The sequence below is a fragment of the Pseudorhodoferax sp. Leaf267 genome (assembly GCF_001422405.1).
Taxonomy (GTDB): domain Bacteria; phylum Pseudomonadota; class Gammaproteobacteria; order Burkholderiales; family Burkholderiaceae_C; genus Pseudorhodoferax.
Map to the genome: position 1 here is coordinate 244,859 of NZ_LMMV01000012.1, position 25,860 is coordinate 270,718.

23 protein-coding genes and 1 pseudogene are annotated in these 25,860 nt (G+C 70.6%); 8 read left to right on the forward strand and 16 right to left on the reverse strand.

Annotation, left to right across the window (positions count from 1 at the left end):
* Positions 1-77: 77 nt before the first annotated feature.
* Positions 78-1,583: an AMP-binding protein gene (locus ASF43_RS12980; protein ID WP_056183370.1), complete on the forward strand. Its 1,506-nt coding sequence runs from the start codon at positions 78-80 to the stop codon at positions 1,581-1,583.
* Here the strand turns inward: ASF43_RS12980 and ASF43_RS12985 are convergent.
* Positions 1,580-1,975 carry a hypothetical protein gene (locus tag ASF43_RS12985; protein WP_056181475.1) on the reverse strand — a complete coding sequence of 132 codons (396 nt, stop codon included), beginning with the start codon at positions 1,973-1,975 and terminating at the stop codon, positions 1,580-1,582. The genes ASF43_RS12980 and ASF43_RS12985 overlap by 4 nt on opposite strands.
* 191 nt (positions 1,976-2,166) lie before the next feature.
* Between ASF43_RS12985 and ASF43_RS12990 the strand changes: the two genes are divergently transcribed.
* Positions 2,167-3,201: an SDR family oxidoreductase gene (locus tag ASF43_RS12990; RefSeq protein WP_056181479.1), complete on the forward strand. Its 1,035-nt coding sequence runs from the start codon at positions 2,167-2,169 to the stop codon at positions 3,199-3,201.
* A 100-nt stretch (positions 3,202-3,301) separates the two neighbouring features.
* Here the strand turns inward: ASF43_RS12990 and ASF43_RS12995 are convergent, their stop codons facing one another.
* From ASF43_RS12995 to ASF43_RS13025, 7 genes are all read right to left on the reverse strand, one after another.
* Positions 3,302-3,718, reverse strand: a complete 417-nt coding sequence (locus ASF43_RS12995; RefSeq protein ID WP_056181482.1) for a hypothetical protein — start codon at positions 3,716-3,718, stop codon at positions 3,302-3,304.
* Between the two features lie 203 nt (positions 3,719-3,921).
* Positions 3,922-4,173, reverse strand: coding sequence for a hypothetical protein (locus ASF43_RS13000; RefSeq protein WP_056181485.1), 252 nt, complete (start codon positions 4,171-4,173; stop codon positions 3,922-3,924).
* Between the two features lie 98 nt (positions 4,174-4,271).
* Complete coding sequence (locus ASF43_RS13005; protein WP_056181488.1) at positions 4,272-5,150, reverse strand: tetratricopeptide repeat protein; 879 nt, start codon at positions 5,148-5,150, stop codon at positions 4,272-4,274.
* Positions 5,151-5,160: 10 nt separating this feature from the next.
* Entirely contained in the window at positions 5,161-7,479 is a 2,319-nt protein-coding gene (locus ASF43_RS13010) for an MBL fold metallo-hydrolase (protein ID WP_056181491.1), read from the reverse strand.
* A 29-nt stretch (positions 7,480-7,508) separates the two neighbouring features.
* Positions 7,509-9,215: a PHB depolymerase family esterase gene (locus ASF43_RS13015; RefSeq protein WP_156373297.1), complete on the reverse strand. Its 1,707-nt coding sequence runs from the start codon at positions 9,213-9,215 to the stop codon at positions 7,509-7,511.
* Between the two features lie 121 nt (positions 9,216-9,336).
* Positions 9,337-10,143, reverse strand: coding sequence for an alpha/beta fold hydrolase (locus ASF43_RS13020; RefSeq protein ID WP_056181495.1), 807 nt, complete (start codon positions 10,141-10,143; stop codon positions 9,337-9,339).
* 1 nt (position 10,144) lies between these two features.
* Entirely contained in the window at positions 10,145-11,122 is a 978-nt protein-coding gene (locus tag ASF43_RS13025; RefSeq protein WP_082497823.1) for a tripartite tricarboxylate transporter substrate binding protein, read from the reverse strand.
* 114 nt (positions 11,123-11,236) lie between these two features.
* Between ASF43_RS13025 and ASF43_RS13030 the strand changes: the two genes are divergently transcribed.
* On the forward strand, positions 11,237-12,181 hold the full coding sequence (locus ASF43_RS13030) for a LysR family transcriptional regulator (RefSeq protein ID WP_056181500.1): 945 nt from the start codon (positions 11,237-11,239) through the stop codon (positions 12,179-12,181).
* Here the strand turns inward: ASF43_RS13030 and ASF43_RS13035 are convergent.
* Positions 12,178-12,660: a low molecular weight protein-tyrosine-phosphatase gene (locus ASF43_RS13035; RefSeq protein ID WP_156373298.1), complete on the reverse strand. Its 483-nt coding sequence runs from the start codon at positions 12,658-12,660 to the stop codon at positions 12,178-12,180. The two genes, ASF43_RS13030 and ASF43_RS13035, sit on opposite strands and share 4 nt — an antisense overlap.
* A 175-nt stretch (positions 12,661-12,835) precedes the next feature.
* On the opposite strand from ASF43_RS13035, the gene ASF43_RS13040 reads away from it, so the two are divergent.
* Both ASF43_RS13040 and mrtJ read left to right on the forward strand, forming a co-directional pair.
* Positions 12,836-14,803: an alpha/beta hydrolase domain-containing protein gene (locus tag ASF43_RS13040; RefSeq protein ID WP_156373299.1), complete on the forward strand. Its 1,968-nt coding sequence runs from the start codon at positions 12,836-12,838 to the stop codon at positions 14,801-14,803.
* Complete coding sequence (gene mrtJ, locus ASF43_RS13045) at positions 14,800-15,243, forward strand: JDVT-CTERM system glutamic-type intramembrane protease (protein WP_082497824.1); 444 nt, start codon at positions 14,800-14,802, stop codon at positions 15,241-15,243. Before ASF43_RS13040 ends, mrtJ begins: the two co-directional genes overlap by 4 nt.
* A 182-nt stretch (positions 15,244-15,425) precedes the next feature.
* Here mrtJ and ASF43_RS13050 read toward each other — a convergent pair whose 3' ends face one another.
* From ASF43_RS13050 to ASF43_RS13065, 4 genes are all read right to left on the reverse strand, one after another.
* Positions 15,426-16,268: a dienelactone hydrolase family protein gene (locus ASF43_RS13050; RefSeq protein ID WP_056181511.1), complete on the reverse strand. Its 843-nt coding sequence runs from the start codon at positions 16,266-16,268 to the stop codon at positions 15,426-15,428.
* Positions 16,269-16,343: 75 nt separating this feature from the next.
* Entirely contained in the window at positions 16,344-17,144 is an 801-nt protein-coding gene (locus ASF43_RS13055; protein ID WP_056181514.1) for an amino acid ABC transporter permease, read from the reverse strand.
* Positions 17,141-17,803: an ABC transporter permease subunit gene (locus tag ASF43_RS13060; protein ID WP_056181517.1), complete on the reverse strand. Its 663-nt coding sequence runs from the start codon at positions 17,801-17,803 to the stop codon at positions 17,141-17,143. The genes ASF43_RS13055 and ASF43_RS13060 overlap by 4 nt, the downstream gene beginning before the upstream one ends.
* 3 nt (positions 17,804-17,806) lie before the next feature.
* A complete protein-coding gene (locus ASF43_RS13065) occupies positions 17,807-18,709 on the reverse strand; it encodes a glutamate ABC transporter substrate-binding protein (RefSeq protein ID WP_056181520.1) in 903 nt (300 codons plus the stop codon).
* A 410-nt stretch (positions 18,710-19,119) separates the two neighbouring features.
* On the opposite strand from ASF43_RS13065, the gene ASF43_RS13070 reads away from it, so the two are divergent.
* Positions 19,120-19,704: a PEP-CTERM sorting domain-containing protein gene (locus ASF43_RS13070; RefSeq protein ID WP_156373300.1), complete on the forward strand. Its 585-nt coding sequence runs from the start codon at positions 19,120-19,122 to the stop codon at positions 19,702-19,704.
* A gap of 57 nt (positions 19,705-19,761) precedes the next feature.
* Complete coding sequence (locus tag ASF43_RS13075) at positions 19,762-21,000, forward strand: cyanophycinase (RefSeq protein ID WP_082497825.1); 1,239 nt, start codon at positions 19,762-19,764, stop codon at positions 20,998-21,000.
* Positions 21,001-21,099: 99 nt separating this feature from the next.
* Here ASF43_RS13075 and ASF43_RS13080 read toward each other — a convergent pair whose 3' ends face one another.
* Positions 21,100-23,178 carry an ATP-binding protein gene (locus tag ASF43_RS13080; RefSeq protein WP_082497826.1) on the reverse strand — a complete coding sequence of 693 codons (2,079 nt, stop codon included), beginning with the start codon at positions 23,176-23,178 and terminating at the stop codon, positions 21,100-21,102.
* A gap of 80 nt (positions 23,179-23,258) precedes the next feature.
* Positions 23,259-23,963 (reverse strand): VIT family protein, encoded by a 705-nt coding sequence (locus tag ASF43_RS13085; protein ID WP_056181530.1) that lies wholly within the window; start codon positions 23,961-23,963, stop codon positions 23,259-23,261.
* A 280-nt stretch (positions 23,964-24,243) separates the two neighbouring features.
* Between ASF43_RS13085 and ASF43_RS30730 the strand changes: the two are divergent.
* Positions 24,244-24,357 (forward strand): annotated as a pseudogene (locus ASF43_RS30730) (3-keto-5-aminohexanoate cleavage protein); the annotation flags it as partial.
* A gap of 198 nt (positions 24,358-24,555) precedes the next feature.
* On the opposite strand, the gene ASF43_RS13095 reads toward ASF43_RS30730, so the two are convergent.
* Positions 24,556-25,839 carry a four-carbon acid sugar kinase family protein gene (locus tag ASF43_RS13095; RefSeq protein WP_056183371.1) on the reverse strand — a complete coding sequence of 428 codons (1,284 nt, stop codon included), beginning with the start codon at positions 25,837-25,839 and terminating at the stop codon, positions 24,556-24,558.
* Positions 25,840-25,860 lie beyond the last annotated feature (21 nt).

A 25,860-nucleotide genomic window follows, 5' to 3' on the forward strand; every position in this document is an offset into this window, starting at 1 on the left:
TGTCGGCCGCATGACGCCTCGGTGGCGCGGGCCCCGGCGCTATGCTGGCGCTCCCCCGCCAACGCCGCCGCGCCGCCATGAACCTCTGCAGCCTGCTCGCCCAGTCCGCCACGCGCTTTGCCGAGCAGGGCGCCGTCTACCGCGGCACGGCGCTGTGCTGGACGTATGGGGCGCTGCGCCACCGCGTGGGCTGCATCGCCGCCGCGCTGCGGGCGCGCCACGCGGCCGGCGAGCGCATCGCCATCGCCTCCGAGAACCGGCCCGAGATCGTCGAGCTGCTGTGTGCCATCTGGGCGGCCGGCATGGTGGCCGTGCCCGTCAACTACAAGCTGCACCCGCGCGAGGTGCGCCAGATCGTGGACGACGCTGGCGCCGTGCTCACGCTCGCATCCCCCGCGCTCGCGGCGGACCTGCACGCCGCACTGCCCTGCGAGGTCATCGCCATGGACAGCCCGGCCTACGCGGCGCTGCTGGAGCCGGCCGCGTTCTGCATCGCCGCCACCACGCCCGACACGCTGGCCTGGCTGTTCTACACGAGCGGCACCACGGGCCGCTCCAAGGGCGCGATGCTGACGCATGGCAATCTGATGGCGATGACGGTGGCGCACTTGGCCGACATGGAAACGCTGGACGCGCAGTGCAGCCAGATCCACGCGGCGCCCATGTCGCACGGCTCGGGCCTGTACCTGCTGCCCGCGCTGGCGCGCGGCGCCCGGCAGGTGGTGCCGGCCTCGTCGGCGTTCGAGCCGGCCGAGTTCCTGGGCCTGTGCGATGTGCACCCCGGCTGCGGCGCGTTCCTGGCGCCCACCATGGTGCAGCGCCTGCGCGAAGCCCTGGTCGCGCGCGGCGGGCGCCGGCCGGCGCACTTGCGCAGCATCGTCTACGGCGGCGGGCCCATGTACCTGGAGGAGATCCGCAAGTCGCTGGCCGCGTTCGGCCCGGTGTTCGCGCAGATATACGGCCAGGGCGAATCGCCCATGACGATCACCGGCCTGGCCCAGGCCGACCACCGCGTGGACGACGCGGCCGTGCTGGCCTCCGTGGGCTGGCCGCGCACGGGGACCGAGGTGGCCGTGCTCGACGACGCCGGCCAGCCGCTTGCAGCGGGCGAGCCCGGCGAGATCGTGGTGCGTGGGCCGACCGTCATGGCCGGCTATTGGCGCAACCCCGAGGCCACGGCCCAGGCCCTGCCGCAGGGCGCGGGCGGCTGGCTGTACACGGGGGACATCGGCGTGCTGGATGCGCGCGGCTTCCTCACACTGCGCGACCGCTCCAAGGACGTGGTGATCAGCGGCGGCTCCAACATCTACCCGCGTGAGGTCGAGGAAGCCCTGCTGTCGCATCCCGGTGTGGCCGAGGTCTGCGTGCTGGGCGATCGCGATGCGCAGTGGGGCGAGGTCGTGGTCGCGTTCGTGGTCACCGCTCCCGGCACAGGTGTGCAGCCTGCCGCGCTGGACGCGCACTGCCTGGAACGCATCGCGCGGTTCAAGCGCCCCAAGCGCTATGTGTTCGTGGATGCGCTGCCCAAGAGCAGCTACGGAAAGGTGCTCAAGCGCGCACTGCGTGCGCAGCTGGGCGACTAGACCGCGTCGTCGTCGTCGCCCGTGCCTTCGATGGCCTCGTCCAGGCTCTCGCCGTCTTCGCCGGCGATGTCGCCCACGTCGCCCAGCGCATCGGTGCTGGTGCCACCCAGGCCAGGCGTGACGATGCGGTCGGGCAGGATGTCGGCATTGTCGCGGCCACCGTCACCGGCGGCCGACGCGCGCTCGCCCGTGCCGGTGGCGTCGCTGTCCGAGTCGTGTTCGGAGACGACGGCGCCCCACTCGGCCTGGTTGTCCGGCGCAGTGGCCATCGGGCGCTCGCCCTGCACGTCGCTGCCGCTATCGGAACTGTTGCTGGGGCCGAGTGCGTCGACGTCGTTGCCCGATGCGCGTGCGGGTGCGGTCTCGCCGCCAAGAATGCTGCTGCGTGCCATGGGATTGCTCCTGTTCGTTGTGTGGCACAAGCTTAGGCACGGCCTCGTGGCGGGCCTGTAGGCCCAGTCGCTTGCGGGCGTAGGAGCGGCGCGCGGCATCGCGGCTGACAGGCTGCGGCGCAGCCGTCCGAACCCCGGCGCGTCGATCCCGCGTGAGCATGGCGCTTTGCGTGTTCACAGGAGACCTTCGCATGACCAGGAAGACCGGCAAGCCCATCGACAGGCCCGAGGCCAGCGCCGCGGCGGATGCCACGGCCCACAAGCAGCAACGCATCCAGCGCGAGCAGGACCACCGCGACGCCCAGGAGCGCGCGCAGGCCAGGGGCCAGGGCGGCCCGGATGGCACGAGCGGGCAGGCCGCGCCCGGCCCGCACCGCGACGAGCCTGCGCCACCGATGTCGCGCCAGCACCTGGCCAAGCCCGGCCACGAAGCCGAGATGACGCAAAAGCCGCGCTTCGAGGCGCCGCACTACAAGGGCAGCGGCAAGCTCGCCGGCTTCGCCACGCTGATCACGGGCGGTGATTCCGGCATCGGCCGCGCCGTGGCGGTGCTGTATGCGCGCGAAGGAGCGGACGTGGCGATCGTCTACCTCAACGAGCACGAGGATGCGGTGCTGACGAAGCAGCATGTGGAGGCCGAGGGCGGCCGCTGCCTGCTGATCCCCGGCGACGTGAAGGACGCGGCCTTCTGCCGGCGGGCCGTGGAGCAGACCGTGCAGGCGTTCGGCAAGCTCGACGTGTTGGTGAACAACGCGGCCTTCCAGGAGCACGCCAAGGACATCGGCGACCTGAGCGAAGAGCGCTTCGACGAGACGCTGCGCACCAACGTCTACGGCTACTTCCACATGGCCAAGGCGGCCGTGCCGCACCTGCAGCGGGGCGCCAGCATCGTGAACTGCGGCTCGGTCACGGGGCTCAAGGGCAGCAAGCATCTGCTGGATTACTCAGCCACCAAGGGCGCCATCCACGCCTTCACGATGTCGCTGGCCGCCAACCTCATGGACAAGGGCATCCGCGTCAATGCGGTGGCGCCGGGCCCCGTGTGGACGCCGCTCAATCCGGCCGACAGGCCGGCCGACGAGATCGCGCAGTTCGGCGGTGCGACCGACATGGGGCGCGCCGCCCAGCCCGAGGAAATCTCGCCGGCGTTCGTATTCCTGGCGGCGCCTTGCTGTTCAAGCTACATCAGTGGGGTGGTGTTGCCGATCACGGGGTCGGTGGGGTAGGGCCAGGCGGCTCCTCGTGAGGGCCTGCCGGCGTCCGCCAAGGGCAGGCCGGCAGGCGCACGGGACGCCGAACGGCGCCGCGTGCGGTGTGCTCGCGCAGTTACTTGGCGGGCGCCATGCCCTTGCCGGTTGCCGGTGCCATGCCCTTTTCGCCATTGGCCTCGGTCGTCGGCGTGGGCGCCGGGACGCGGGCGGGGGTGGCGCCGGCCTTGGGGGCCATGGTGCCAGCGCGCGTGCCGTCGGCGGCGGACTTGGGGTTCGCCGGTGCGGTGCCCTTTTCGCCCAGCGACCCGGTCATGGGTGCGGGCGCCTGCACGCGCGCAGGGGTGTCACCTGCCTTGGGCGCCATGCCGCCCGTGCGCCGGCCGTCGACGCCTGACTTCGGGTCGGCTGGCACCGTGCTCTTCTCGCCGTTGGCCTGGGTCGACGGGGTGGGGGTCGCAGAGGTCTGCGCGAACGCGTGCATGCCGGCCGTCTGTGCAAGGACGAGTCCCGTGGCGAGTAACAGTTTCTTCATTTCGATTCCTTTAGCTTTCATCCGCTGCGCCGAAGGTGGCGCGGTTGGGGACACCCCCAGCGTAAGAAGCCGCGTGGGGCCAGCCGGTAGGACGAACGCCAGTTGGCGCGCAAGAGGAAGGGGCCGGGCCATGGCAGCAGGCCATGACGGCGTACCCTGTCGCTGTTCGCTGTGCGGCGCCCGTGCTGGCGCGCCCTTGCGGTTCAGCCGCCCGGGGCCGCGTCCCGCGCGGCCGTCGCGCGCAACTGGCGCACGCAATCTTCCAGGCCGGGCACCAGCGCCAGGGAGTCCAGCGCCAGCAGCAGCACGGACACGCGCATGCGGCGCGCATCGTGCATGTCCAGAAGATGTTCGAGCAGGGTCCGCGCCAGCGTCCGCAACTCATCGTCCACGTCCGCGTCCTGCACGACGGCAAGGCAGTGCTCCAGGGTGGCGCGGGTGGCTGGGGAATGCATGGCGCGCCGAATGTAGGAGCGCCTCGCAGGCACTGGCAAAGAGTCTCCGAGAGTGGCGAGGGGTCTTTCGCCGCCCAGGCGTGGCACGCAGGCGCGGATCAGTTCGCCCTGCTCAGCGCCTGGTAGACCGCCAGGCCACCGCCTTGCGTCACCCAACTCGGAAAGCTCGCCCGCAGCTCGCCATGCTCGTGGTCGTCATGCCATGACACGCCTTCGCGCGACTTGCGGATCCAGCTGCGCGCCAGCTCGTGGTCGCGCGGCACGCCGTAGCCGGTCTCGTAGGCGCGGCCCAGCGTGAACTGGGCGCGCGGGTTGCCGGCCTCGGCAGCCTTGCGCAACCAGCCGGTGGCGATGGCCAGGTCGCGCGCCACGCCCTGGCCGGCCTCGTAGCCGACATACAGCGCAAATTGCGCCTTGGGTGCGCAGCGGTCGTCCTGCGTGGCGCTGGCCGCATACCAGCGCATGGCACGCGCATCGTCCTGCGGCACGCCGCCCGCGCCGGTGCGGTGCAGGTCGCCCATCATGCATTGCGCGATCACGGCGCCGCCGGCAGCGGCCTGGCCGAACCAGTGCGCGGCCTGCGCCATGTCACGGGTAGCGCCGCCGCTGCCGTTGAAGTGGTGGAACGCCAGCGCGACCTGCGCCTGGCGGTGGCCCGCTTCGGCCGCGCGCTGCAGCAGCGCCAGCGCACGCGCGCGGTCGATGCGGCCGCCGCGCGAGCCGTCGTGCCATTGCGCCAGCGTGTAGGCGGCCTCGGCATGGCCTTGTTGCGCGGCGGCCTGCAGCAGCGCCAGCGCGCGCTGGTGCTGGGCCGCATCGCCATGGCGGGCCAGCAACTGCTGGGCCAGCGCATGCTGCTGCTCGGCGCTGCCGCCGTGCAGCATGGCGTCGCGCTGCCAGGCGGCCACGGCCGCCGCCAGGCCCAGCGCGACCAGGCCGGCGCGCAGGGCCTTCTTCCTCGTCCAGTGCCGGGCCATGGCCTGCCGCCTACTGGAAGGTCTGCGCCGGGTCGGCCGGCACCACGATCTCGCTGGCCGGGGTCAGCGAGATGGTGTAGGTGCCGCCCTTGACGATGCGCGCCAGCACCTTCTGCGCGTCCTGCAGCGACGCTAGGCGCACCGTGCGCAGCACCTCGGGCGGGTGGTACGTGCCGCGCTCGGCATGCGTGGACTCGATCGGCCCGCCCTGGTAGGTGATGCTCGTGCCCATGCCGGGGCTGAACTGCGTGTAGCCCTCGGGCAGATAGCCCTTGTAGAGCGGGTCCTGCACGTCGATGGAGACCTGCACGTAGTAGCCGTTCGGGTCGTTGGTGTACGGGTCCAGCGTGGTCGGCATGCCGTCGGCCAGCAGCGGGATCAGCGGGTTCTTGTTCTGCGCGCCCACGAAGCCTTGCACGATCCTGGCGTCGTCCAGCACCGTGGCGCGCACGTTCACGAGGCCGTTCTCGCGGCCCGGCTTGAACGGGCCCGATGTCTCCAGGCTCATGCGCGTTCTGGCCGCGTTGTCGGTGGCCTTGTACGACACGACGGAGCGGCGCTTTTCCAGCTGGTTGGCGAATTCGCTGGTGATGCTCTGGCCGGCCACCACGGGCGAGTCGAACACCTTGGAGCGCAGCGCGTCCAGCATGGTCAGCTGCTTGTTCGCGTTGGCCGGGTCGCGGTTGTAGGCCTTGAGCGCCTGGTACACCTCCACGATGGGGAAGTGGTTGGCGTGCTGCGGCGCGACGAAGTCCACCTCCAGCTTTTGCTGCAGGTAGCTGAAGCCGTGCTGCCAGGCCAGCCGGCGCCAACCGTTGGTGGCGGTGGGCCGCTCCATGCCGTTGAAGCCGTAGCCGCCGTGGTAGCCGAAGGTGACGAACTTGCCGTCCACCGGGTTCTTGACCTGGAACAGCATGTTGGTGCTGCCCGGCGTGTGGCCGGGCGAGAAGATCACCATGATGCGCACGTTGCCGAACTCATACCACTGGTCGAACTTGTAGAACTCGGTGGTGCGCGCGCGGATCTCGGTCTCGCTGGCCGGCAGGGCGGGCGCGATGTTCCAGCTGTTGCCCTGCAGGTCGGACTGGATGCCGGTCGTGTCTTCCTTGGAGCCCCACAGCGTGAGCTTCTTGCCCACGTTGTCCATCATGCGCAGCTGCTCGACCACCGTGCCGTAGTGGTCGCCATGGCCGTGGGTCAGCCACAGGTCGGTGACCGAGCGCGGGTCGATGCCCAGCAGCTCCATGTTCTTCCAGTACTGGTAGCCGCTGTTGGCCCAGCCCGCGTCGATCTTGATGATCTTGTCGTCCGACTTGTCGTTGGGCGTGCCCATGTCGGCCTTCAGGATGTACGAGGACACTTCGTTGTCGCCCACGAAGTACAGCGTGTCCTTCACCATCTCGAAGGGCTCGGTGCTGCGCGTGTAGGGCGCGGCCGTGACGCCCGTGGCATTGATGGCCACGTAGGGTTGGCCCGAGACCGGGTCGTTGCCCTTGTCGGCCAGCAGCGGGCTCAGCGTGGGCACGTCCCACACGGGCTTGCCGTCGCTGGTCGACTGCGGCGTGAAGTACCAGATGGCCACCACCTTGGCCTTGTCGGCGCGCTCGTGGTTGCGGTCGAACAGCAGGTAGGCGGCCTGGCGCGACGTGGTGCTGTAGTCGTAGTTGGCCGTGACCGGGATGGACGCGTAGTCCGACGCCGCGCTCTTGGCGTAGTCGCTGGTGTCCACGGCGAACACCTTCACGTCGCGCGCGACCTGGAAGGTTTCCTCATAGCGCTTGATCGGTGTGTCGTACGCGCGCCCGGCCATGTCGGCCTTGACCAGGCCGCCGTCGCCCACGGTGATGGTCCCGGGCGTTTTGCCGTAGACCCAGCCGGCCGCCACCATGGGGCCGGGTGCGCCCTCGTGGCGGCTGACTTCCACGCCGTACCTGGACATGTCGAACTGCGCGGCCGTGGCGCTGCCCTTGGACATCAGCACGTTGAAGGTCTGTGCCGGGTCCGGCGCGGCGGCGGCCTGGTCGGCCGTCGCGCCGGGGATCCAGTCGACCAGATCGCCGGGAGCCAGCTGCGCCTGCAGCGCAGTGGCCACCTCGGTGGACACGGGCGCGGTGGAGATGGTCTTCATGCCGTCGCGCGTCAGCACGGCCACGCTGACGGTGCTGCCGCCCGTGGCGGCGGCGGCCACAGTGGGGGTGCCGTAGACCAAACCGGCCGAGCGCGAGGGCGGCAGGTCGTCGCCCGAGCCGCCGCAGGCCACGAGGGCGGCGGCGGTGGCGGCGCAGGCCGCCAGTTGGACGCTGCTGCGTTTGAAGAAGGGTTGTTGCATGGAGTCTCCTTGGGGTGATGGTGAAAGCTTCACTGGCGCGAGAGCGTGCCGTCGGCCGCGCGGCGGTATCTGGACAACATGCCGTCCCACATGCGCAGCGCCTGGCCCGGATGCCAGAAGTGCGGCACGTGGTCGGTGACCTGCCAGCGGTATTCGGCGCGGCCGTCGTTCCAGACCTCGATGCGGTTGCGGCCATCGACCACCAGCTGCGGCGGGCCGAAGTTGCCGTTCACGGTCTCGCGCCAGAAGGTGCGCGCGGCGGTCTCGCCGGCCGTGCCGCCGGGGAATTCGGTCGGCAGCTCGTCGCCGCCGCGGCACTGCCAGACCGGCATGGCGATGTCGGTGCGCACGATGGCATTGGCGTAGCTGGCCGCGGAGAGATGGCCCGAGTAGCACGGCGCGATGGCCGCGAACAGCTGCGGGTACTGCACGGCCATGCGGTTCACGAAGGCCGTGCCCTGCGAGGAGCCATTGAGCACGATGCGCGTCGCGTCCACCGCATGGCGGCGCTTGAGCTCCTCGATCAGGCCCAGCGCGAACGGCACGTCGGGGTTGTCGGCGGCGATGCCGGTGCTCCAGGTCGCGTTCAGGCCCTGCGGGTAGACCACGATGAAGCCGCGCGCCTCGGCCACCTCGTGCCAGCGCGAGATCTGCGCCTGCCAGCGGGCCGAGCCGTTGCGGCCGTGGAAGGACAGCAGCAGCGGCAGCGTCTTGCCGCCGGCTGTCAGCGCGGCGTAGTTGCTGGGCACATAGGTCAGCCAGCGGCGCTGCGTGCCGGCGATCTCCAGCGTGGTGTCGGTCAGGCCCATCTGCTCGGCGTTCTGCTGCACCTGCACGCTGCCGTTGACGGTGGTGTCGTCGTTGAAGCGCACGACGGGGTTGAACATTTCGTTCCAGATCTGCTCGCTGAGCGCCTTGCCTGCGAAGCCGGCGCGCTTGAAGTCGGCCAGCGTGAGCTGGTGGCGCGGGTTGGTGGTGGACGCATAGGTGGTGCGCGCGAAGTCCGCCGTGTCCTGCGCCTGGCCGTCGGCCGCGCCGTTCATGCGGTTCCAGTAGGCGACCTGCTGCAACTCCTTCGCCGACAGCGCACCGGCGTCGCGCAGCACCCAGGCCGACATGGCCGTGGTGGGCAGTTCGCCCGCGGGCAGCGAGAACACCGCTGCATCGGCCGTGCCGCGGATGCTGGCCACGGCCGGCAGGTTGACCGGCGAGCGCATGGCCATCAGCTGCGCCATGGCGCCGCCTTGGCCGCTGCCGGTGGCGTAGACCATGTTGGAGGTGGACAGCGCGTAGCGCGTGCGCATGTCGGCCAGCGCGGCGCGCACGAAGGCGGCGTCGTCGGCGCGGGCCGCATCGGCCGCGGTGTTCCACTGGCCGCCCTGTGCCGTGGGGAACAGCGCGACGAAGCCCTTCTCCTCGGCCACGCGGTGCCAGCAGGTGGCTTCGGCCGTGGCGGCGGGCGTGGTGCCGGCGTCGTGGAAGGCCACCACGGTGGCGATGGCGCGCGCGTCCAGTGCCTTGAGGGCCTCGGCATTGCTGGGTGCGTAGACGAAGTACTCGCGCTCGACGCCATTGAACTGCACGGTGGCGCGGGTCAGCGCGGTGGTGGCATCGGGGCAGGTCACGGCCGTGGGCGGCTCGGTCGGTGGCGCGGTGCCGTCGTCGCCGTCGCTGCCACCGCAGGCGGCGAGCAGCAATGGGGTGGCGAGGGCGAGCGCGAGATGGCGTGGGTGCACGTGGAGTCTCCTGTCTGTTGTGGGCAAAGGCTTGGGTTCAGGGCGCGGCCAGCGAGGGGCCAGAAGTCGGTAACGTTGTCATCCGGGGCCTGGGCAGCACGGGCGGGCCTGCGCAGGGCGGTCAGGCAAAGGTGGCGCGGCGCGCCAGGAAGTCCAGCACGTGGCGGTTGAAGTCGACGGGCTTTTCGAAGTAGGCCGAGTGGCCGGCCTGCGGCACGACGACGCACTCGCTGCCGCGCACCAGCGCCGCCACGTCGCGCATGGCGCTCACCGGCACGAGCGGGTCTTCGCTGCCGACCAGCAGCAGCGTGGGGCAGGCCAGGTCGCGCAGCGCCTGGGTGGGCAGCAGGTTCGCCGGCTCCAACAGCGCGGCCACGGCGGCGCTCCAGTCCCTGGCGGCGAGCGTGTGCGCGCTGGGGTTGAAGTGGTTGATCTGCGCGTACAGCGCCGCACGCTCGGGGTGGTGCTGCAGGAACCAGGCGCCCAATGAGCGCTGCTCCACGCCCAGGGCCTGCGTGCTGGCCAGGCGGCGCGCCACACGCTCCAGCAGCTCCGGGTGGTCGATGGCCAGCGAGGAATCGCAGGCCACGAGCGCGGCCACGCGGGCCGGGTGCTGCAGCGCCAGCCGCAGGCCCACCATGCCCCCCAGCGACTGCCCGACGACGGCCACGCGCGCCAGGCCCTCCTGGTCCAGCACGGCCAGCGCATCGGCCACGAACAGCGCCAGCGTGAACTCGTCCAGGGGCGCGGGCGAGCGGCCGAAGCAGCGGATGTCCATGGTGATGCAGGTGTGCCGCGCCGAGAACGCGGGCAACTGCTGCCACCAGGTGGCGGCGTTGGAGCCGGCGCCGTGCAGGAACAGCACGGCCGGGCCCTGGCCGTGGCGCTCGTAGTAGAGGGGGCGGCCCTGCGAGGTGGCGAAGGGCATGTCAATTCGCCTTGAGGTTGAGGCTGCGAACCAACTCGCCGAAGCGCGCCGTGTCGTCGCGCACCAGCTGCGTGTAGTGCGCCGGCGTGTCGGGCAGCGCGGTCAGGCCTTCGGTGTCCATCTGCCGGGCGATCGCCGGGTCGCGCAGCGCCGCGTGCAGCGCGGCGTTGAGCTTGCGCACGATGGGCGCGGGCGTGCCGCGCGGTGCCGACAGGCCGACCCAGGCGCTCACCGTGAGCTGCGGCAGGCCCAGCTCGGCAAAGGTCGGCACCTGCGGCACGAGCGGGCTGCGCACGCGGCTGGACACGGCCAGCACCTGCAGCTGCCCGGCCTGCACCGGCGCCATGGCGGCATTGGACGGCACCACGATCACGGCGACCACGCCGCCCAGCACGTCCTGCAGCGCGGGCGCGCCGCCCTTGTAGGGCACGTGCGTGAGCGTGATGTCGGCCGAGCGCTGCAGCTGCTCCATCAGCAGATGGCCGGTGCTGCCGGCGCCCGAGCTGGCGTAGTCGATGCGGCCCGGCGCCTGGCGCGCCTGCGCGAGCAGGTCCGCGAAGCTGGCGATGCCGGCGCCCGTGCGCACCACCAGCCACTGCGGCCCCTCGCCGATGGCGCCCACGTGGGCGAAGTCCTCGACGATGTCGAACGGCACCTTGTCGTAGACGCTGGCGGCGATGGCGTTCTGCAGGCCCGTCATGGTCAGCGTGTAACCGTCGGGCGCGGCGCTGGCGCCGGCCTGCGTGCCGATGATGTTGCCGGCGCCGGGCCGGTTGTCGATGACGATGGGCTGCCCCAGCGTGCGTGCCATGTGCTGTGCCAGCGGCCGGATCGATCGGTCGTAAGGCCCCCCGGGCGGTGCCGGCACCACGATGCGCAGCGTCCGCGTCGGCCAGTGCTGCACTGGCGGCTGCGCGAACGCCGTGGCGGCCAGGCCCAGCAGGGTGGCCGCGGTCAGCAGGCGTGTCAGCAATCGCATGGGTCTCCTGGGGTGCCGCGTGGGGCGGCTTTCTCGGTTTGCCGCGCATGATCGGCCCGCGAGGCATCAGAGACCAATTAAATAGAGCCCTCGGGTATTAGACTTTCCGATACCTTGACCGCCGACACCGCCTCCGTCCTGCTCAACCGCTTGCTGTCGCGCGGCAAGTTCCGCCATGTGCAGGTGCTGCTGCGCCTGGCCGAGCTGGGCAGCGTGCAGCGCACGGCCGAGGCCATCGCCATGACGCAGTCCGGCGTCACGCAGACCCTGGCCTACCTGGAGAGGCTGCTGGACACGCCGCTGTTCGAGCGCCACGCGCGTGGCGTGCGCCCCACGCCGGCCTGCCTGGACCTGCTGCCCGTGGCGCGCCAGCTCATGCTGGGCCTGGCCGACAGCGCCGAGGTGATCGCCGCGCGCCAGCAGCAGGGCGAGGGCCTGGTGCGGCTGATCGGCTCGGCCGCCGCCACCAACGGCCTGCTGCTGGCCGCGCTGACGGCGTTCGCCGCGCAGCAGCCGCGCATCGTGGTGCAGCTGCGCGAGGCCGAGGGCGGCGACCAGCTGCTGGCCATCGGCCGCGGCGAGGTCGACCTGGTGGCCTGCCGCAAGCCGCGCGTGCTGCCCGAAGGCTGGGAATTCCATGCGCTGCGCGCCGACCGCTTCGCCATCGTCTGCCGGGCCGACAACCCGCTGGCCCGCGCCACGCACATCGCGCCGGCCGATCTGGCGCGCCAGACCTGGCTGCAGCTGCCCGCCAATGTGGAGGCGCGCACGCGCCTGGACGAGTTGCTGGGCCAGTGGCCCGGCCCGGTGCGCACCTATCCGGTGGTGACCATCTCGCCCACCATGCTGTGGTGGCTGCTGCGGCACCACGACCTGCTGGCGCTGCTGCCGCTGAACCTGGTGCGCCCGCTGCTGGACGGTGGCGAGATGGTCGAGGTGGCCATGCGCGTGAACGTCGCGCTGGAGCCGGTGGGCGTGCTGCAGCCCAAGGCCAGGCTGGGCGATGCGGCGGCCCGGCTGAGCGCGTTCCTGCGCGCGTTCGCGTTCGAGCCCGACTAGCCGCTGCGCACCTGCGCCAGCCAGCCGTCCACGCCGCGCTCGATCAGGTCGAACGCGTGCACGAAGTCGCGCGCGCTGCCATACCAGGGGTCGGGCACGTCCCGGCCCTGGGCGCCGGGCACGAAGTCCAGCAGCAGGGCGATGCGCGCAGGGCTGCCGGCTGGCGCCAGTCGGTGCAGCGCCGCGCAATGCGCCTGCGTCATGCCGACGATCCAGTCGAAGCGCGCGAAATCCTCGCGCCGCACCTGGCGTGCGCAGTGGTCATGGGCGGGCACGCCACGCCGTTGCAGTTCGGCCGCGGCGCGGCAGTCGAAGGGGTTGCCGCGCTCCTCGTCGGAGATCGCGGCGCTGTCCACATGCACGTGCCACGACATGGCGCGCGCCTTGTCCACCAGCAGCGCATGGGCCGTGGGCGAGCGGCAGATGTTGCCGGTGCAGACGAACAGGATGCTGGGGTGCGGGGCATGGCTGGCGGGCATGCGGCGCATTGTGGTCGTGCGCGGGCGTGGCCGCCTTCCAGGCTCCCGACGTGTTTACAGACGCTTACGAGAACTAGGGATGGCCCTGTGCTGCACCAAACAAACCGTTTCGTACATTTTGCGAAGCCCTGCGCCCCGACAGTGCGGACGGGACCAACCACAACGGGAGACAACGATGCGAGATGACGAAGCAAGCGCGCTGCGGCGCAGCCCCTGGGCGACGCGCGCATGCCGCGCGGTGGCGGCGGTGGTCATGGCCTGTACGGCCGTGCTGGCCCAGGCCGCGGTGCCCACGCCGCAGATCGAGGGGCCGATCCGTTCCGACCTCGCGTCGGCAGACAGGAACCGCACCTTCTTCGGCACCGACCTGGACCTGGCGGCGCGCGGCTACGTCGAGGAGGAGTTTTTCTTCAGCGGTCAGGCCAACCGCTACGACGCCACCGTGGCCGGCGGCATCGGTGCGCGCCCGAGCGCCTCGCCCACGGCGCAGGTCGTCTCCAGCGGCCATGCCTACAAGACGCGCATGGTGGTCCGTCGGCCTGCCGACGGCCAGCGCTTCAACGGCAAGGTGATCGTCGAGTGGATGAATGCCACGAGCAACTACGACGTCGAGGCGCTGTGGTTTCGCGTGCACGAGTTCGTGCTGCGCGAGGGCTATGCCTGGGTCGGCATCACGGCGCAGAACGGCCCCATCGTCAACGCCACGCTGGGGCTCAAGCAATTCAGCCCCACGCGCTACGCCACGCTGGACCTCACGGCCGGCGGCCAGTTCAACAGCGGCGACCCGCTGTCCTACGACGTCTACGCGCAAGGCCTGCAAGCCGTGCGCCGCGGCAACGTGATGGGGCCGCTGTCTGGCCAGGTGCGGCAGGTGCTGGCGGCGGGCGTGTCGCAGTCGGCGGGGCGGCTGTCGGTGTTTTTCAACGCCATCCACCCGCGTGACGAGGCCGTGGCCGACGCGGCGCTGCTGTACATCGGCGGCGAGAAGATCCGCACCGACCTGAACCTGCCGGTGCTCAAGCTGCTGTCGGAGACCGAGTACACGGCACCGGCCTCGGCCAACGAGATCAACGTGATCCAGCCAGACACCGAACGCATCCGCGTGTGGTCCATGGCCGGCACCTCGCACTCCGACTGGGCCTCGTTCGCCGTGCGCTACGCGCTGCTGCAGCGTGACCAGCCCACGGCCGCGCTGGCCGACGCATGCGCATTTCCGAGCCGCAGCCGCATCCCTGACCGCTACGTCATTTCCTCGGCGCTCGACTGGTTGGGCAAGTGGGCCGCGGGCACGGCCACGCCGCCCGGCAGCGCCACCATCGCGCTGCAGGCCGATGGCGTGACCGTGCAGCGCGACAGCCGTGGCAACGCGCTGGGTGGCATCCGGCTGGCGCCGTTCGCAGTGCCCGTGGCGCTGGACAGCGGCTACAACGAGGTGCCGCCCGGCGCCGGCGGCCTGTGCTTCCTGAACGGCACCCACCGCCCTTTCGACACGGCCACGCTGAACCAGCTCTACACCACGCCGCAGGCTTACTTCGACCAGTTCAAGACGGCGGCCACGCAGAACGTGCGCGACGGCTACGTGCTGCAGGCAGACGCCGACGAGATGATCGAGGAAGCGCGTGTCTCGCTCTACGGCCGTGGTCTGGACTGCGGCGCGCTGTGCGCCAACTTCGCGCAGTTCCCGATCCAGCCGTCCACGCAGCTGCTGCGCGACCACATCAAGTTCCTCTACGTGCGCGAAGCCACCGAGCTGCTGAAGTCCGTCGATGCCGCCTCGCTGAGCGTGGCGCGCGGCTACACGGCCAGCGTGCCCGCTGAGAAGGCCGCGCAGTTCTCGCAGGGCGCGGCCTGGCTGCAGCGGCTGCAGGGCCAGCTGCAGGACTACCGCGCGCGCGGCCTGGTCACGGACGGGCAGTCCACCCTGCTGAACCAGTACGCCGAGAAGCTGGTGACCGAGCTGCGCGCGCTGGGCGCAGACCCGGCGAGTGCGCGGCTCGACCCGGCTGTGGTCGAGACCCTGTACGGCGACGAGGGCGGCGGCGGTGGCTGCACCATCGGCCGCGGCGCGTTCGACCCGATGTTGTGGCTCATGGTGCTGCTGGCCGGCGGCATCGTCTGGCGCCGCACGCGCGCCCGCGCATGATGGATGCGCTGCGGCCCTTGCCAATGCTGCGCAGCGCGGCGCTGCAGGTGGCCGCCGTCGCGCTGGCGGCGCCGGTCGTCGCCATGCTGTGGGCCGCGCAGACGCCGCCGCGCGGGTCGGCGCCGGCCTGGGACGCGCTGCTGGCTCTGCTGCTGATTGCCCCGGTGGCCGAGGAGATCGTGTTCCGTGCGGGGCTGCAGGACTGGCTGCAGCGCCGGGCGTGGGCCGGGTCGCCACGGGTGCGCACGGCGCTGGCCATCGGGCTGTCCAGCCTGGTGTTCGCGCTGTGCCATGCGCTGGCGCATGGCAGCTGGCCCGCGCTGGCGGTGGTCGTGCCGTCGCTTGCGCTCGGCCTGGTCTACCAGGCCTGCGGGCTGGGCGTGGCGATCGGGTGCCACGCGTGGTTCAACCTGTGTTTCGTGCTGGCGGCGCGGGGGTGATGGCTGCCGCGTCGGCACGTGCGGGGCGCTGAGGCCCCGCAAGGACAGACAGGCACGCTGCGCAAAGCTGCGCCGCGATGGCCGCCTTCCGTGCCGTCACGTCAGCCAGCCAGACGGCCGGCCCCGCGCGCCCATCGGTCGGGTGCCAGCGCCGGGGATGGATGCCGAGCGCGCAGGGGCGATCAGACCAGCGCCGTGCCGAAGGTGGCCAGCAAGCGCGTCCACGCGCGCTCGGACTGCGCGGCGTCGTAGACCCGCGTGTCGGGCGGGCACCAGCCGTGGGCGGCCGGGTAGACCTCGACCTCGGCCGGCAGCTTGGCGCTGTCGAACGCCGCGCGCAGGGCGGCCTTGGCTTCGGGGTCCTTGGCATCGTCGTTCTCGGCCACCGCGATCAGGTAGCGCGCCTGGGTCTGGGACACCAGGCGGTGCGGGCTGTCGGGCGCCGCGGTGACCATGGCGGCGCCATGGAAGCTGCCGACCGCGCCCACGCGGCCCGGCGCCACGGTGGCCGTGCGCACCGCGATCGGCCCGCCCATGCAGTAGCCGGTGGTACCCAGCTTGCGCGCCTTGTCCACCTCGGCCTGGGCGTCGAGCCAGGCCACGAAGGTCCTGCCGTCGGCGAGGTGCATGGCTGGCGTCAGCGCCTGCATCAGCGGCATCACCTCGGCGATCGGCGTCTGGCCGCCCTGCGGCGCGGTGGGCGCCTTCTTCTGCCGGTAGAACGGGTTGACCACGAGCACGCTGTAGCCCGATTCGGCCAGCCGCTTGCCCATCTGCCGGAAGGCCGGGCGCAGGCCGAACACGTCGGGCCACACCAGCACGCCGGGCGCGGGGCCCGCGGTGGGGGCGACGAAGTAGGCGTCGCAGCTGCCGTCCGGCGTGGCGATCGTCACCTCGCGCTCGGCCACGGCCACGGCGTTGGCCACGCGCGGCAGCGCGGCCAGCAGGCCGGCCGACGCGGCCCACGCGCCGAAGTCGCGCCGGGTGTACTTGTTGAGCTCTGCCTGGTCATTCAGATCGCACATGATGGATTACCTCGGTTGTAGAAAATCGCAGCGCAGCTTATGCCATGGAGCGGGGCGGCCAGCAAGGCCGCAGGCTCAGTGCATCGGCCGGCCAAGCCGTTTGCTGGCCCGGGATATCGCGTAGTTCACCAGGCAGTAGAGCGCCGCGACCACCAGGTACACGGGCACCAGCGCGTTGTAGTTGGCGATGAGCACCTTGGCGTTCTGCATCAGCTCGCCGTAGGTGACGACATAGCCGAAGGTCGTGTCCTTGACCACGATGACCAGCTGCGCGACCAGCGCCGGCACGATGTAGCGCAGCGCCTGGGGAAACACGATCTGGAAGAACACCTGGGCCTCGGTCAGCCCCAGGCTGCGCGCCGCATCGGTCTGGCCGCGTGGCACGGCGAGCACGCCGGCGCGGTAGACCTCGGCCACCACAGCGGCGGTGCTCAGGCCCACGGGCAGGGTCAGCATCCAGTAGGTGCTGAGCTTGACGCCGGCCGAGGGCAGCACCAGGAAGCACACGTAGATGAGCAGCAGCGTCGGCGTGCCGCGCAGGAACTCGATCACCGCGATGCTCGGCCAGCGCACCAGCCGCGGCTTGGCCATACGCCCCAGCAGCAGCACCAGCCCGAGCGTCAGCGCGATGACGGCCGCCATCGCCGCCGAGGCCAGCGTGCCGAGCAGGCCCTTGCCCAGGAAGGCCCAGGTGGTCGGCTGCGTGAAGAACCCCCAGAGGCGCCCTTCGAGCTGCCCCGCGGAATGGAAGCGCAGCACCACCGCCGCCGCCATCAGCAGCAGCATGGCCGCGGCGACCGCGCTCACCACGCGCGTGCGCTGGCGGGCCTGCGCGCTGGGCGCGGCGAACAGAATGTCTTCGAGCGCGCGGCTCATCGCAGAATCCGCACCTTCCTGTCCAGCGTGGCGCCGGCCCAGGCGATGAGCAGGCCGGTCGCCACGTACAGCGCGGCGGCCACCGCGAACGCGGCCATGCCGGCGGCCGAGTCGGTGGCGATCTTGGACACCAGCGTGGTGAGCTCGCGGCCCGGGAACGGCACCTGCGACGCCAGCGAGGTCGACAGCATCAGCGCGATCAGCAGCGAGGTCATCGGCTGCACCACCGAGCGCAGCGCCTGCGGCAGCACCACCGCCGTGACGACGCGCATCGGCCGCATGCCCAGGCTCAGCGCGGCCTCGGCCTGGCCACCGGCCACGGTGTTGATGCCCGTGCGCAGGTAGTCCGCCGTGAATGCCGAACACACCAGCGTCAAGGTCAGCACCACAGCCGGCTCGTAGTCGATCAGCACGTTGAGATCGGGCAGCGCGAACACGATGAAGATCAGCAGCGCCACGCTGGGAATGTTGCGGAAGATCTCGACGTAGACGGTGAGCACGAAGCGCAGCGGCGCCAGCGGCAGAAGCCGCAGCACCGTCACCACCATGCCCAGCACGAAGCCGGCCACGAACGACACGGCCGTGAGCTTCCACGTCAGCAAAAGGGCCTGCCCGAAGGCAGGCCCGTACTCGGCCAGCAGCCTTGCGACACCGCCCATGGATCAGGGCAGGGCGGGCGGGGTGGGCACGGCCGTGCTACCGGTGCGCTGGCCGATGGACACCGTCCACAGCTTGGCCCAGGTGCCGTCGGCCTGGACCTTCTTCAGGAACGCATTGACGAAAGCCACGCCATCCGAGCCCTTGGGCAGGCCGATGCCGTACGGGTCCTGCGGGCCGAACGGCGCGCCGGCCAGCTGGGCATCGCCCGTGCCCTGGCTCAGGGCGTTCAGCAGCAGCGTGTAGTCGGTCACGTAGGCCTCCACGCGGCCTTGGCGCAGGGCGTCCAGGGCTTCCTGGTGGGTCTGGAACTCCTGCACGGTCGCCTTGGGCGCGAACTGCGCCAGGATCGCGGGCCCCGTGGAGCCGGCCTGCGTGGCGGTGCGCTTGCCGGCCAGATCGTTGTGCGACTGGATGGTCTTGTTGCTCGACTTGACCAGCACCCCGGCCTGCGAGGTGTAGTAGGGGCCGGCGAACGAAATCTTCTCGGCCCGCGCCGGGGTGATGGAGTAGGTGGCGAACACCATGTCCACCTGGTCGTTGATCAGCACCTGTTCGCGCGTTGACGAGTTCACCTGCGTGAACTGGAACTTGGAGCCGTCGCCCAGGATGTAGCGCGTGAGCAGCTGGGCCAGGCCTGCGTCGAAGCCGCGGATCTTGCCGTCCTTCTCGTTGAGCAGCGAGAAGAGATTGGAGGTCTGGGTGCCGCCCAGGCGCAGCGTGCCGGCCTGCTTGATCTTGCTGGCCCAGGTGCTGGCCGCGACGGTCGCCGCGTCGGCGACGGGGCCCTGCGCCACCAGCGCGTCGAACGCCGCCGTGTTGATGGGCGTGCCCTGGGCGAACAGCGAACCGCCGGTGGCGAGCGCCAGCGCGGCGACGGAAGACTTCAGGATGGATTGGATCGACATGCGGCTTTCTTGAGAGTGTGTGAAAGGGTTCAATGGGCAGTCATGGAATCGACGGGTTGCGCGGCGCCGGATGGCCCGGCTCCATGGCAACGCGGGAGCATTTTGACGCGGAGTCCGAATGTGTGGGGCCGGGCGGGTTTGTCGTGCGCGGCTGACCGCGCGGTGAGGTGATTCCCACCGGCCGAAGCCTGGCCTGTGCATCCCGCCCATGCGGTATTCACGGGGGGGCGTCAGCTCAACACACGGCGCGGCATGCAGCTCCCACGACCCAGGCCAATCCGTTCGCGCTGTTGCGGCAACGCATGGAAGGCCGCACACTGCATCTCGGCGCATCGCACGCGGCCAGCCACCGATCCCCGTGACGCTGACGTTTCGGCCTCCATTCTTTCCACCGTCAGCAGCGATCACCCATGACAGCATCAGCCCATGTGAAACGCTTCTCGGCAGCGGCCGCCCTGTGCGCAGCCGTGTTGGTCGGCACCGCACAAGCCAGTCCAGCGTATGTGACCGTGGAAGTTTCCGGCGTGGCGGACATGGACGAGCGAGGGGCCGTCAGCAACATCGTCAAGGCACTGTCGTTGGGCCCGGGCGCGAGCATCGAGAGCCTGAAGTGGGACATCCAGCTCACCAGCTACGGCCCGAGCTATCTGTCGGAGATGCAATTGACCTTCAGCGATTCGCTGGGCAATGGCGTCACCTTCACGCCAGGGGGCGGCGACGACTTCGAAGGCACCAGCCACTACGCCGGGTTCCAGGACCTGCGCCTGATCCTCCAGCAATTCCCATTGGGCGACGACGGGTTGCTGCGCCTGGAGTTCCACGACGCCTTCAAAGACCGGGCATTCGACGAACCGGAGGGCATGTGGGACTTCGGGACGCTGACGTTCGGCGTGTCGACGGTGCCCGAGCCGCAGGTCCTCGCATTGGTGCTGAGCGGGCTGCTGTCGCTGCGGGCCGTTGCCAGGCGGCGCCCATCGCAGGCGCAACGCGGCTGACGCGCGCGTCCAGCGGCCGCAACCCCTCACCCCACTGCAGTCCTTCGAGGCCCACTCATGTCGCCCAACGCCTTGCGTCACTCTCTCGCGCGTCTTTGCCACCGCGTCGCCGGCCCGGCAGCCATCGCCCTGGCATCGTGGATCGCCGCACCCCCGGTGCTTGCGCAAGCCACCTTCGAAGTCGCCAAGCCGATCCCGCTGTACTCCTACTACGCGCAGGGCAATGCCAACGCTGCGGTCCATGCGCCTGCGTCCCGCCCGACGCCCTCGTTCGTGCTGATGGGCGGAGGCCCCGATGTGGATCCTGCCTTTCGGTGGCTGATCCAGCGCGCAGGCATCACACGTGGCAGCGGCGGGCGCTTCGTCGTGATCCGCGCCAGCGGAACCGACGCCTACAACCCCTACATCTTCTACAGCGATGAAGCCCTCTCGACGTCCGGTACGGTCGCCGACCAGTGGGTGGGCGGCGCCTCTATGGGCCTGTCGTCGGTCGAAACGCTCGTGATTCCCAGCGTGAAGGCGGCCAACAGCGCGGCCGTGAACGCCATCGTCGCCAAGGCCAACGTGGTCTTCATCGCCGGTGGCGACCAGGGCCAGTACATCCGGTTCTGGAAGGGGACGGCGCTGGAGCAGACGCTCAAGGGCCTGATGCAAAGGAACGTCCCGATCGGAGGCACGAGCGCGGGCCTGGCAGTACTCGGGCAGTTCGACTATTCGGCGCTTTACAACTCGGCCACTTCCGAATTGGCGATGCGCGACCCGTTCTACAGGGACATCATATTCGACCCCTCGCCCTTGAGCCTGAGCGGTGGCTTCATCGCTCTACCTGCGCTGGAAAGCCTTATCTTCGATTCCCACTTCGACAGCCGAGACCGCATGGGCCGCCTGGTGACCTTCATCGCGCGGATCGTTGCGCCGGTCAGCATGTCGGGCAGCGTCTTTGGATGCAGCGGCGGAGTGCTCCCTGCGTCGTTGAGCGGCAACAAGACGGCGCGCGGCATCGGCATCGGTGTCGAAACCGCCCTCCTGGTGCAAGGCAATGGGGAAGGGCGCCCCGTCACGGCAACGCGTGTCACCAACCCGTCGACGACGACGGAAAGCGCGGTCTATTTCGTGCGTCCCTCGGTCGCGCCGACGGTCTGCAAGCCGCTGACACCTTTGTCGGTGGCCACGGTGGAGGTGAGAAAGCTGGCCAACTCCGCGGCGGTTTTCAACTTGACCGAATGGACGGGCGTGCCGCTGTACAGGTACGTCGACGTGAACGCCGGGCAGCTCTATCCGGCGGACTGGTACTAGCCGATGCCAACGGCCGGCCGCGTGGCCACCGGCTGGCGGCGGCCTGACCCCGGAGCTGGGGCTGTGCTGTGCGTCGGCCAGCGCGGCTGAGCCGTGCAGTCAGTCCAGCTGCTTGCGCAACCCCGCATGCACGCCGATCCACTGGTTGATCAGGTCAAGCAGGTGATCCGGATCGATGGGCTTGGCCAGATGCGCATCGAATCCTGCCGCTGCCGTCTGCTCCCGATCGCGTTGCGTTCCCCATCCCGTCAACGCAGCGATGGATGCATCGCGCAGACCCACATCGGCGCGCAGCCGCCTGGCCACTTCCAGGCCATCCATGCCCGGCAGCCCCAGGTCCAGCAGGACGACCGTCGGCGTCCACTCGGCCGCAATCTGCAGTGCCTGCGGGCCGTCTGCTGCGCCGCGCACATCGTGACCTTCCGCCTCGATCAGCTGCACCAGCGTGGCCAGGCCATCCGGGTTGTCCTCCACGACCAGCACCCGACCGGGCTGGACGGCGGCGCTCGGCGGTTCGGGCATGTCGATCGTGAGGGGGGCCGCCACCAAGGGCAGCGTGAACGTGACCGTGCTGCCCGCGTTCAGGCCCTCACTGCGCAACTCCACACTGCCCCCATGCATCTCCACCAGGTTCTTCACCAGCGAAAGGCCGATGCCCAAGCCGCCGTGGGCCTTGGTGCCGGTGTGGGCCAACTGCGTGAACAGCTGGAAGACACGCTTGTGATCTTCAGGTGGGACGCCGAACCCGTTGTCGGACACTTCCACGATGGCGTGGCCTTCGTGGATCCACGCGGACAGCGCCACCTCCCCACCGTCGGCTGTGTATTTGGCTGCGTTGTTCAGCAGATTGGTCACGACCTGGACGATGCGGGCCGGGTCCACATCCACCGGGACCGGCGTCTGCGGCAACCGGACAACGACATGGTGCCTCGCGCGTTCGAGAGCGGGTGTCGCCGCCTCGAGGGCCTGCGCCAACAGCGGCCTCACGTCGACGACTTCGCGTTTCAACTCGACGATGCCGCGGTTGATGCGTGAGACGTCGAGCAGGTCGTCGATCAGCCGCGACAGATGCCTTGCCTGGCGCTCGATCACCTCATGGGCGCGAACGGCCTGCCTGATGTCCGGTGCCTGCTTCAGCAAGGACAGCGAGTACAGCATCGGTGCCAGCGGGTTGCGCAACTCGTGCGCAAGCGTGGCCAGGAACTCGTCCTTGCGTCGGTCCTGTTCCCGCAGGGCGCTTGCATCGCGAACGCGCTCGATGTGGGCCCAGCACCGGTCCACCACCTCCGTGATGATCCGCAGCTCCTCCTGGCGCCACTGCCGGGGCGCGCGGTCGTGGACAGCCATCATGGCCACAAGCCGTCCCGCTTTGACCAGCCCGGCGCAGACGATCGCTTTGATGCCGATGGCATTGAACATGCGGCCGCCGTCGTCGTCACCGAGTTCACGGTCCACATCGTTCACGACCAGGTGGTGGCCATTGCGAAGATGGGAGGTCGCCTGAGAGCCAAACAATTCGAGCGAGTAGACCCCCGCGCTGGACGGCACCCCGGCCTGCGACCAGTCGCTCCGGATGGTGAACCGGTCGTTGTCAGGATCGACATCTGCGTATGCGCAGCGCGTCGCGCCCAGATGCTCTCCGAGCAGCCGGGCGGTGACCTGCATGACCTCAACCGCTTCCGTCAGCGGACGGGTCGCGCGTTCGATGCTGTCGAGCAGGTGCAGGCGGACCTGGTTGCTGACTTCCATGGCGTTGGCCAACTTGCGCGCCGTGATGTCGGTGGCCGTGCCGATGGCACGTGTGCACACGCCCTCCTCGTTGAACAGCCCTCGACCCCTGGCAGCCACCCAGCGCAGCACGCCGTCCTCCTTGCCGATGGTGCGGTATTCGACGTCGTAGACGGTGCGCAGCGCGGGGTTCTGCGCATCGGAGAATGCCTGGGTCACAGCGACCCGGTCGTCGGGGTGCAGGCCGTTGACGAAGTCCTGCAGCGTGGCGTGGGCATCCGGAGACATTCCGAACATGGCCTTGACGCGCGCTGGCCAGTACAGGGTGCCCGTCAGCACATCCACGTCCCACAGCCCGATTTCGGCAGCCTCGATCGCCAGCCGCAGCTGTTCTTCCCTGTCTTGAAGGGACAAGCCCGGATGCGCTGCGCTTTGGTTGTCTGAATCCATCGTGTTCTCGTGGTCTGCAAGCTTGCTGGTTCGTAGCAGGTGCTGCCGCTGTCGATGCTGCCGCCGCAGGATGGCGCCGATCAGGCCACGCTGCCGAACAGCGCCCCGGCGCCCGCCGTGACGCCCAGGGCCAGCGCACCCCAGAGCGCCACCCGGACGGTGGCCGGCAACAGCGGCGCGCCACCGGCCCGCGCCGCCAGCATGCCCAGCAGCGCGAGAAAGCCGATCGACGCAGCCGACACCCAGGCCACCAGCTGCGGGCCGGCGGCCAGCCAAGCCACAGCCAGGGGCAGCGCCGCACCCGCGGTGAAGCTCAGCGCCGAGGCCAGCGCCGCCTGCAGCGGGCGCGCGCCCAGCGCATCGGTGATGCCCAGTTCGTCGCGCGCGTGCGCGCCCAGGGCATCGTGCGCGGTCAGCTCTTGGGCCACCTGGGCCGCCAACGCGTACGACAGGCCGCGCCCGACGTAGATGGCGGTGAGCTCGCGCTGCTCGGCGGCAGGATCGGCGGCCAGCTCGCGGCCCTCGCGCGCCAGGTCGGCTTGTTCCGTGTCGGCCTGCGAGCGCACCGATACATATTCGCCCGCCGCCATCGACATGGCACCTGCCACCAGGCCCGCCACGCCCGCCGTGAGCACGCTCGCCTGGCTGGCACTGGAGGCTGCCACGCCGACGATCAGGCTGGCCGTGGAGACAATGCCGTCGTTGGCGCCGAGCACCGCCGCGCGCAGCCAGCCGATGCGCGCCGTGCGATGGTGCTCGATGTGGCGGCGTGCGGAGATCTTCATCGCGCGACGCGGGCCACCGCGGGTGTGTGGGCAGCCGATCGCAGCACCGGCGTGCGCAGCCGAGCAGGGGTGCGCTGCACTGCAGGCGCGGTCGTCGCCGCTGCAAAGTCTGAACGTCTTGCTTCCATGAGGTCCTCACCACGATGCGCCGCATGCTCCAGGCGCCGCGCCTGCATCCTTGCGAACGAAGAAGTGGATTTATTAGAACACTCGGGCGCAGCACCACGGCGCGCGCAGGGGCCCGGCGGATTGCCGCAGCACGCGACCCAGACCGCCGTGCTGGAGCCAGTCGCGTACGGCCAGGATCGGCACCGTGGCGCAGATCGAGCAGCTCGTGCGCATCAGCCGCGAGTTGGGGCTGCCGATCGCCACAGCAGCCCAGGCGCGAGAGCTGCTGGACCGGTGTGTGCACCCGCTGAAGGAGCGCGCCGCGCTGTTCACGGTGATCGGCCTGGCGGCGTGGATGGCGCACCGGCAGGCGGCGCGGCAGGCCGGTGCGCCGCAGGACAAGCCGCCGCTTCCCTGGTGCGCGGCGGCCTTCGTGGTGCTGGTGGCAGTCCTGATGCGCTTGCTGGTAGGGCCTTGAGCCCCCTCACGCCGCCAGGCGCTCGAACAGATCGGGCGTGCCCATCTGCCCGCCCTTGAGCGCGATCTCCATGCCGTCGAGCGCGGGGTGGTCGCTGTGCACGCGGCACAGTGCCACGCCGGGCGCGACGGCGGCCATGTACGACAAACCCCAGGCGTCGAGCGCCTGCACGGCGTGGCTGGAGGTGTCGCCACCGGCCACGCCCACGCGGGCCAGCGGCATGGTCGTCAAGACCTCGGCCAGCAGGGCGCCACCGGCCATGGCGAGGGCGCGTGCGTCGATGGCGTGCGGGCCGGCCTGGCCGGGCGCGACGGTGCAGGCCAGCACATGGCGGCCGGCGCGCAACAGAGCGGTGATGCGCTGGGCCGCCTCGCTGCGGGCCTGGGGCTGGGCGACCAGGGCCTGCGGGTCCAGCCAGAGTTTTTCGTAGGAGGTCGCGGCCTGCACCTGCTCGGCCGTGACGGGCGACAGGCTGCCGGCCAGCACCAGCACGGGGCCGCGCGCGGGTGCCATGGCAGGGTGTGCCTGGCCGGCACGGCCGGGCGCGATGCTGGGCGCCAGGGCCTGCACCACGCCGCTGGCGCCGGCCACCAGCAGCGGCACGCGCTCGGCCTCGCGCCAGAGCAGGGCGCCGATGCGTTCCAGGTCGCTGTTGTCCAGCACGTCGAACAGCACGCCATCGGGCGCGGTGTCGAACAGCTCGTGCACGGCTTCCTGCGAACCGCGTAGCGTGGTGAACGGCAACAGCGCGAGTTCGTCCAGCCCCTGCAGCGCCAGGTGCCGGCGCAGGTCGGCCTCGCCCATGGGCGTGACCGGGTGGCGTGCCATGGTGGGGTGGCGGTCGATGCGGTGCACCTCGCCGGCACTGCCAGCACGCGCGAACAGGTGTCCGAACACGCAGTAGCGGCCCAGGTCGGGCTGGCCGCCGACGATGGCCGTGCGCGCGCCCGGCAGCGCGGCGCGCAAGGTTTGCAGCGCCACGCCGATGCTGCCGACCTGCGGGGCGCTGTCGAAGGTGGAGCACAGCTTGTAGTGCAGCACGCGCGCGCCGAGTCGGCGCAAGAGCGGCACGACGGGCGCCAGCTCTGCGCGCATCGCCTCGGGTGCCATCGAGCGCGCGGCGCCGGCCAGGCCCACGGCGTCCAGCGGGCCGGCTGCCGCCAGTTGCGCATCCGTAGGCTGGCGCAGGAACAGCAGGGCGCGCAGGCCGGCGCGCGCGGCCGTGCCCAGCGTGTCGGTGGCGCCCGTGAAGTCGTCGCCGTACCAGAGCAGCGCGGGGCGGTGGTTCACCGAGGTGCCTTCGCGCTGCGC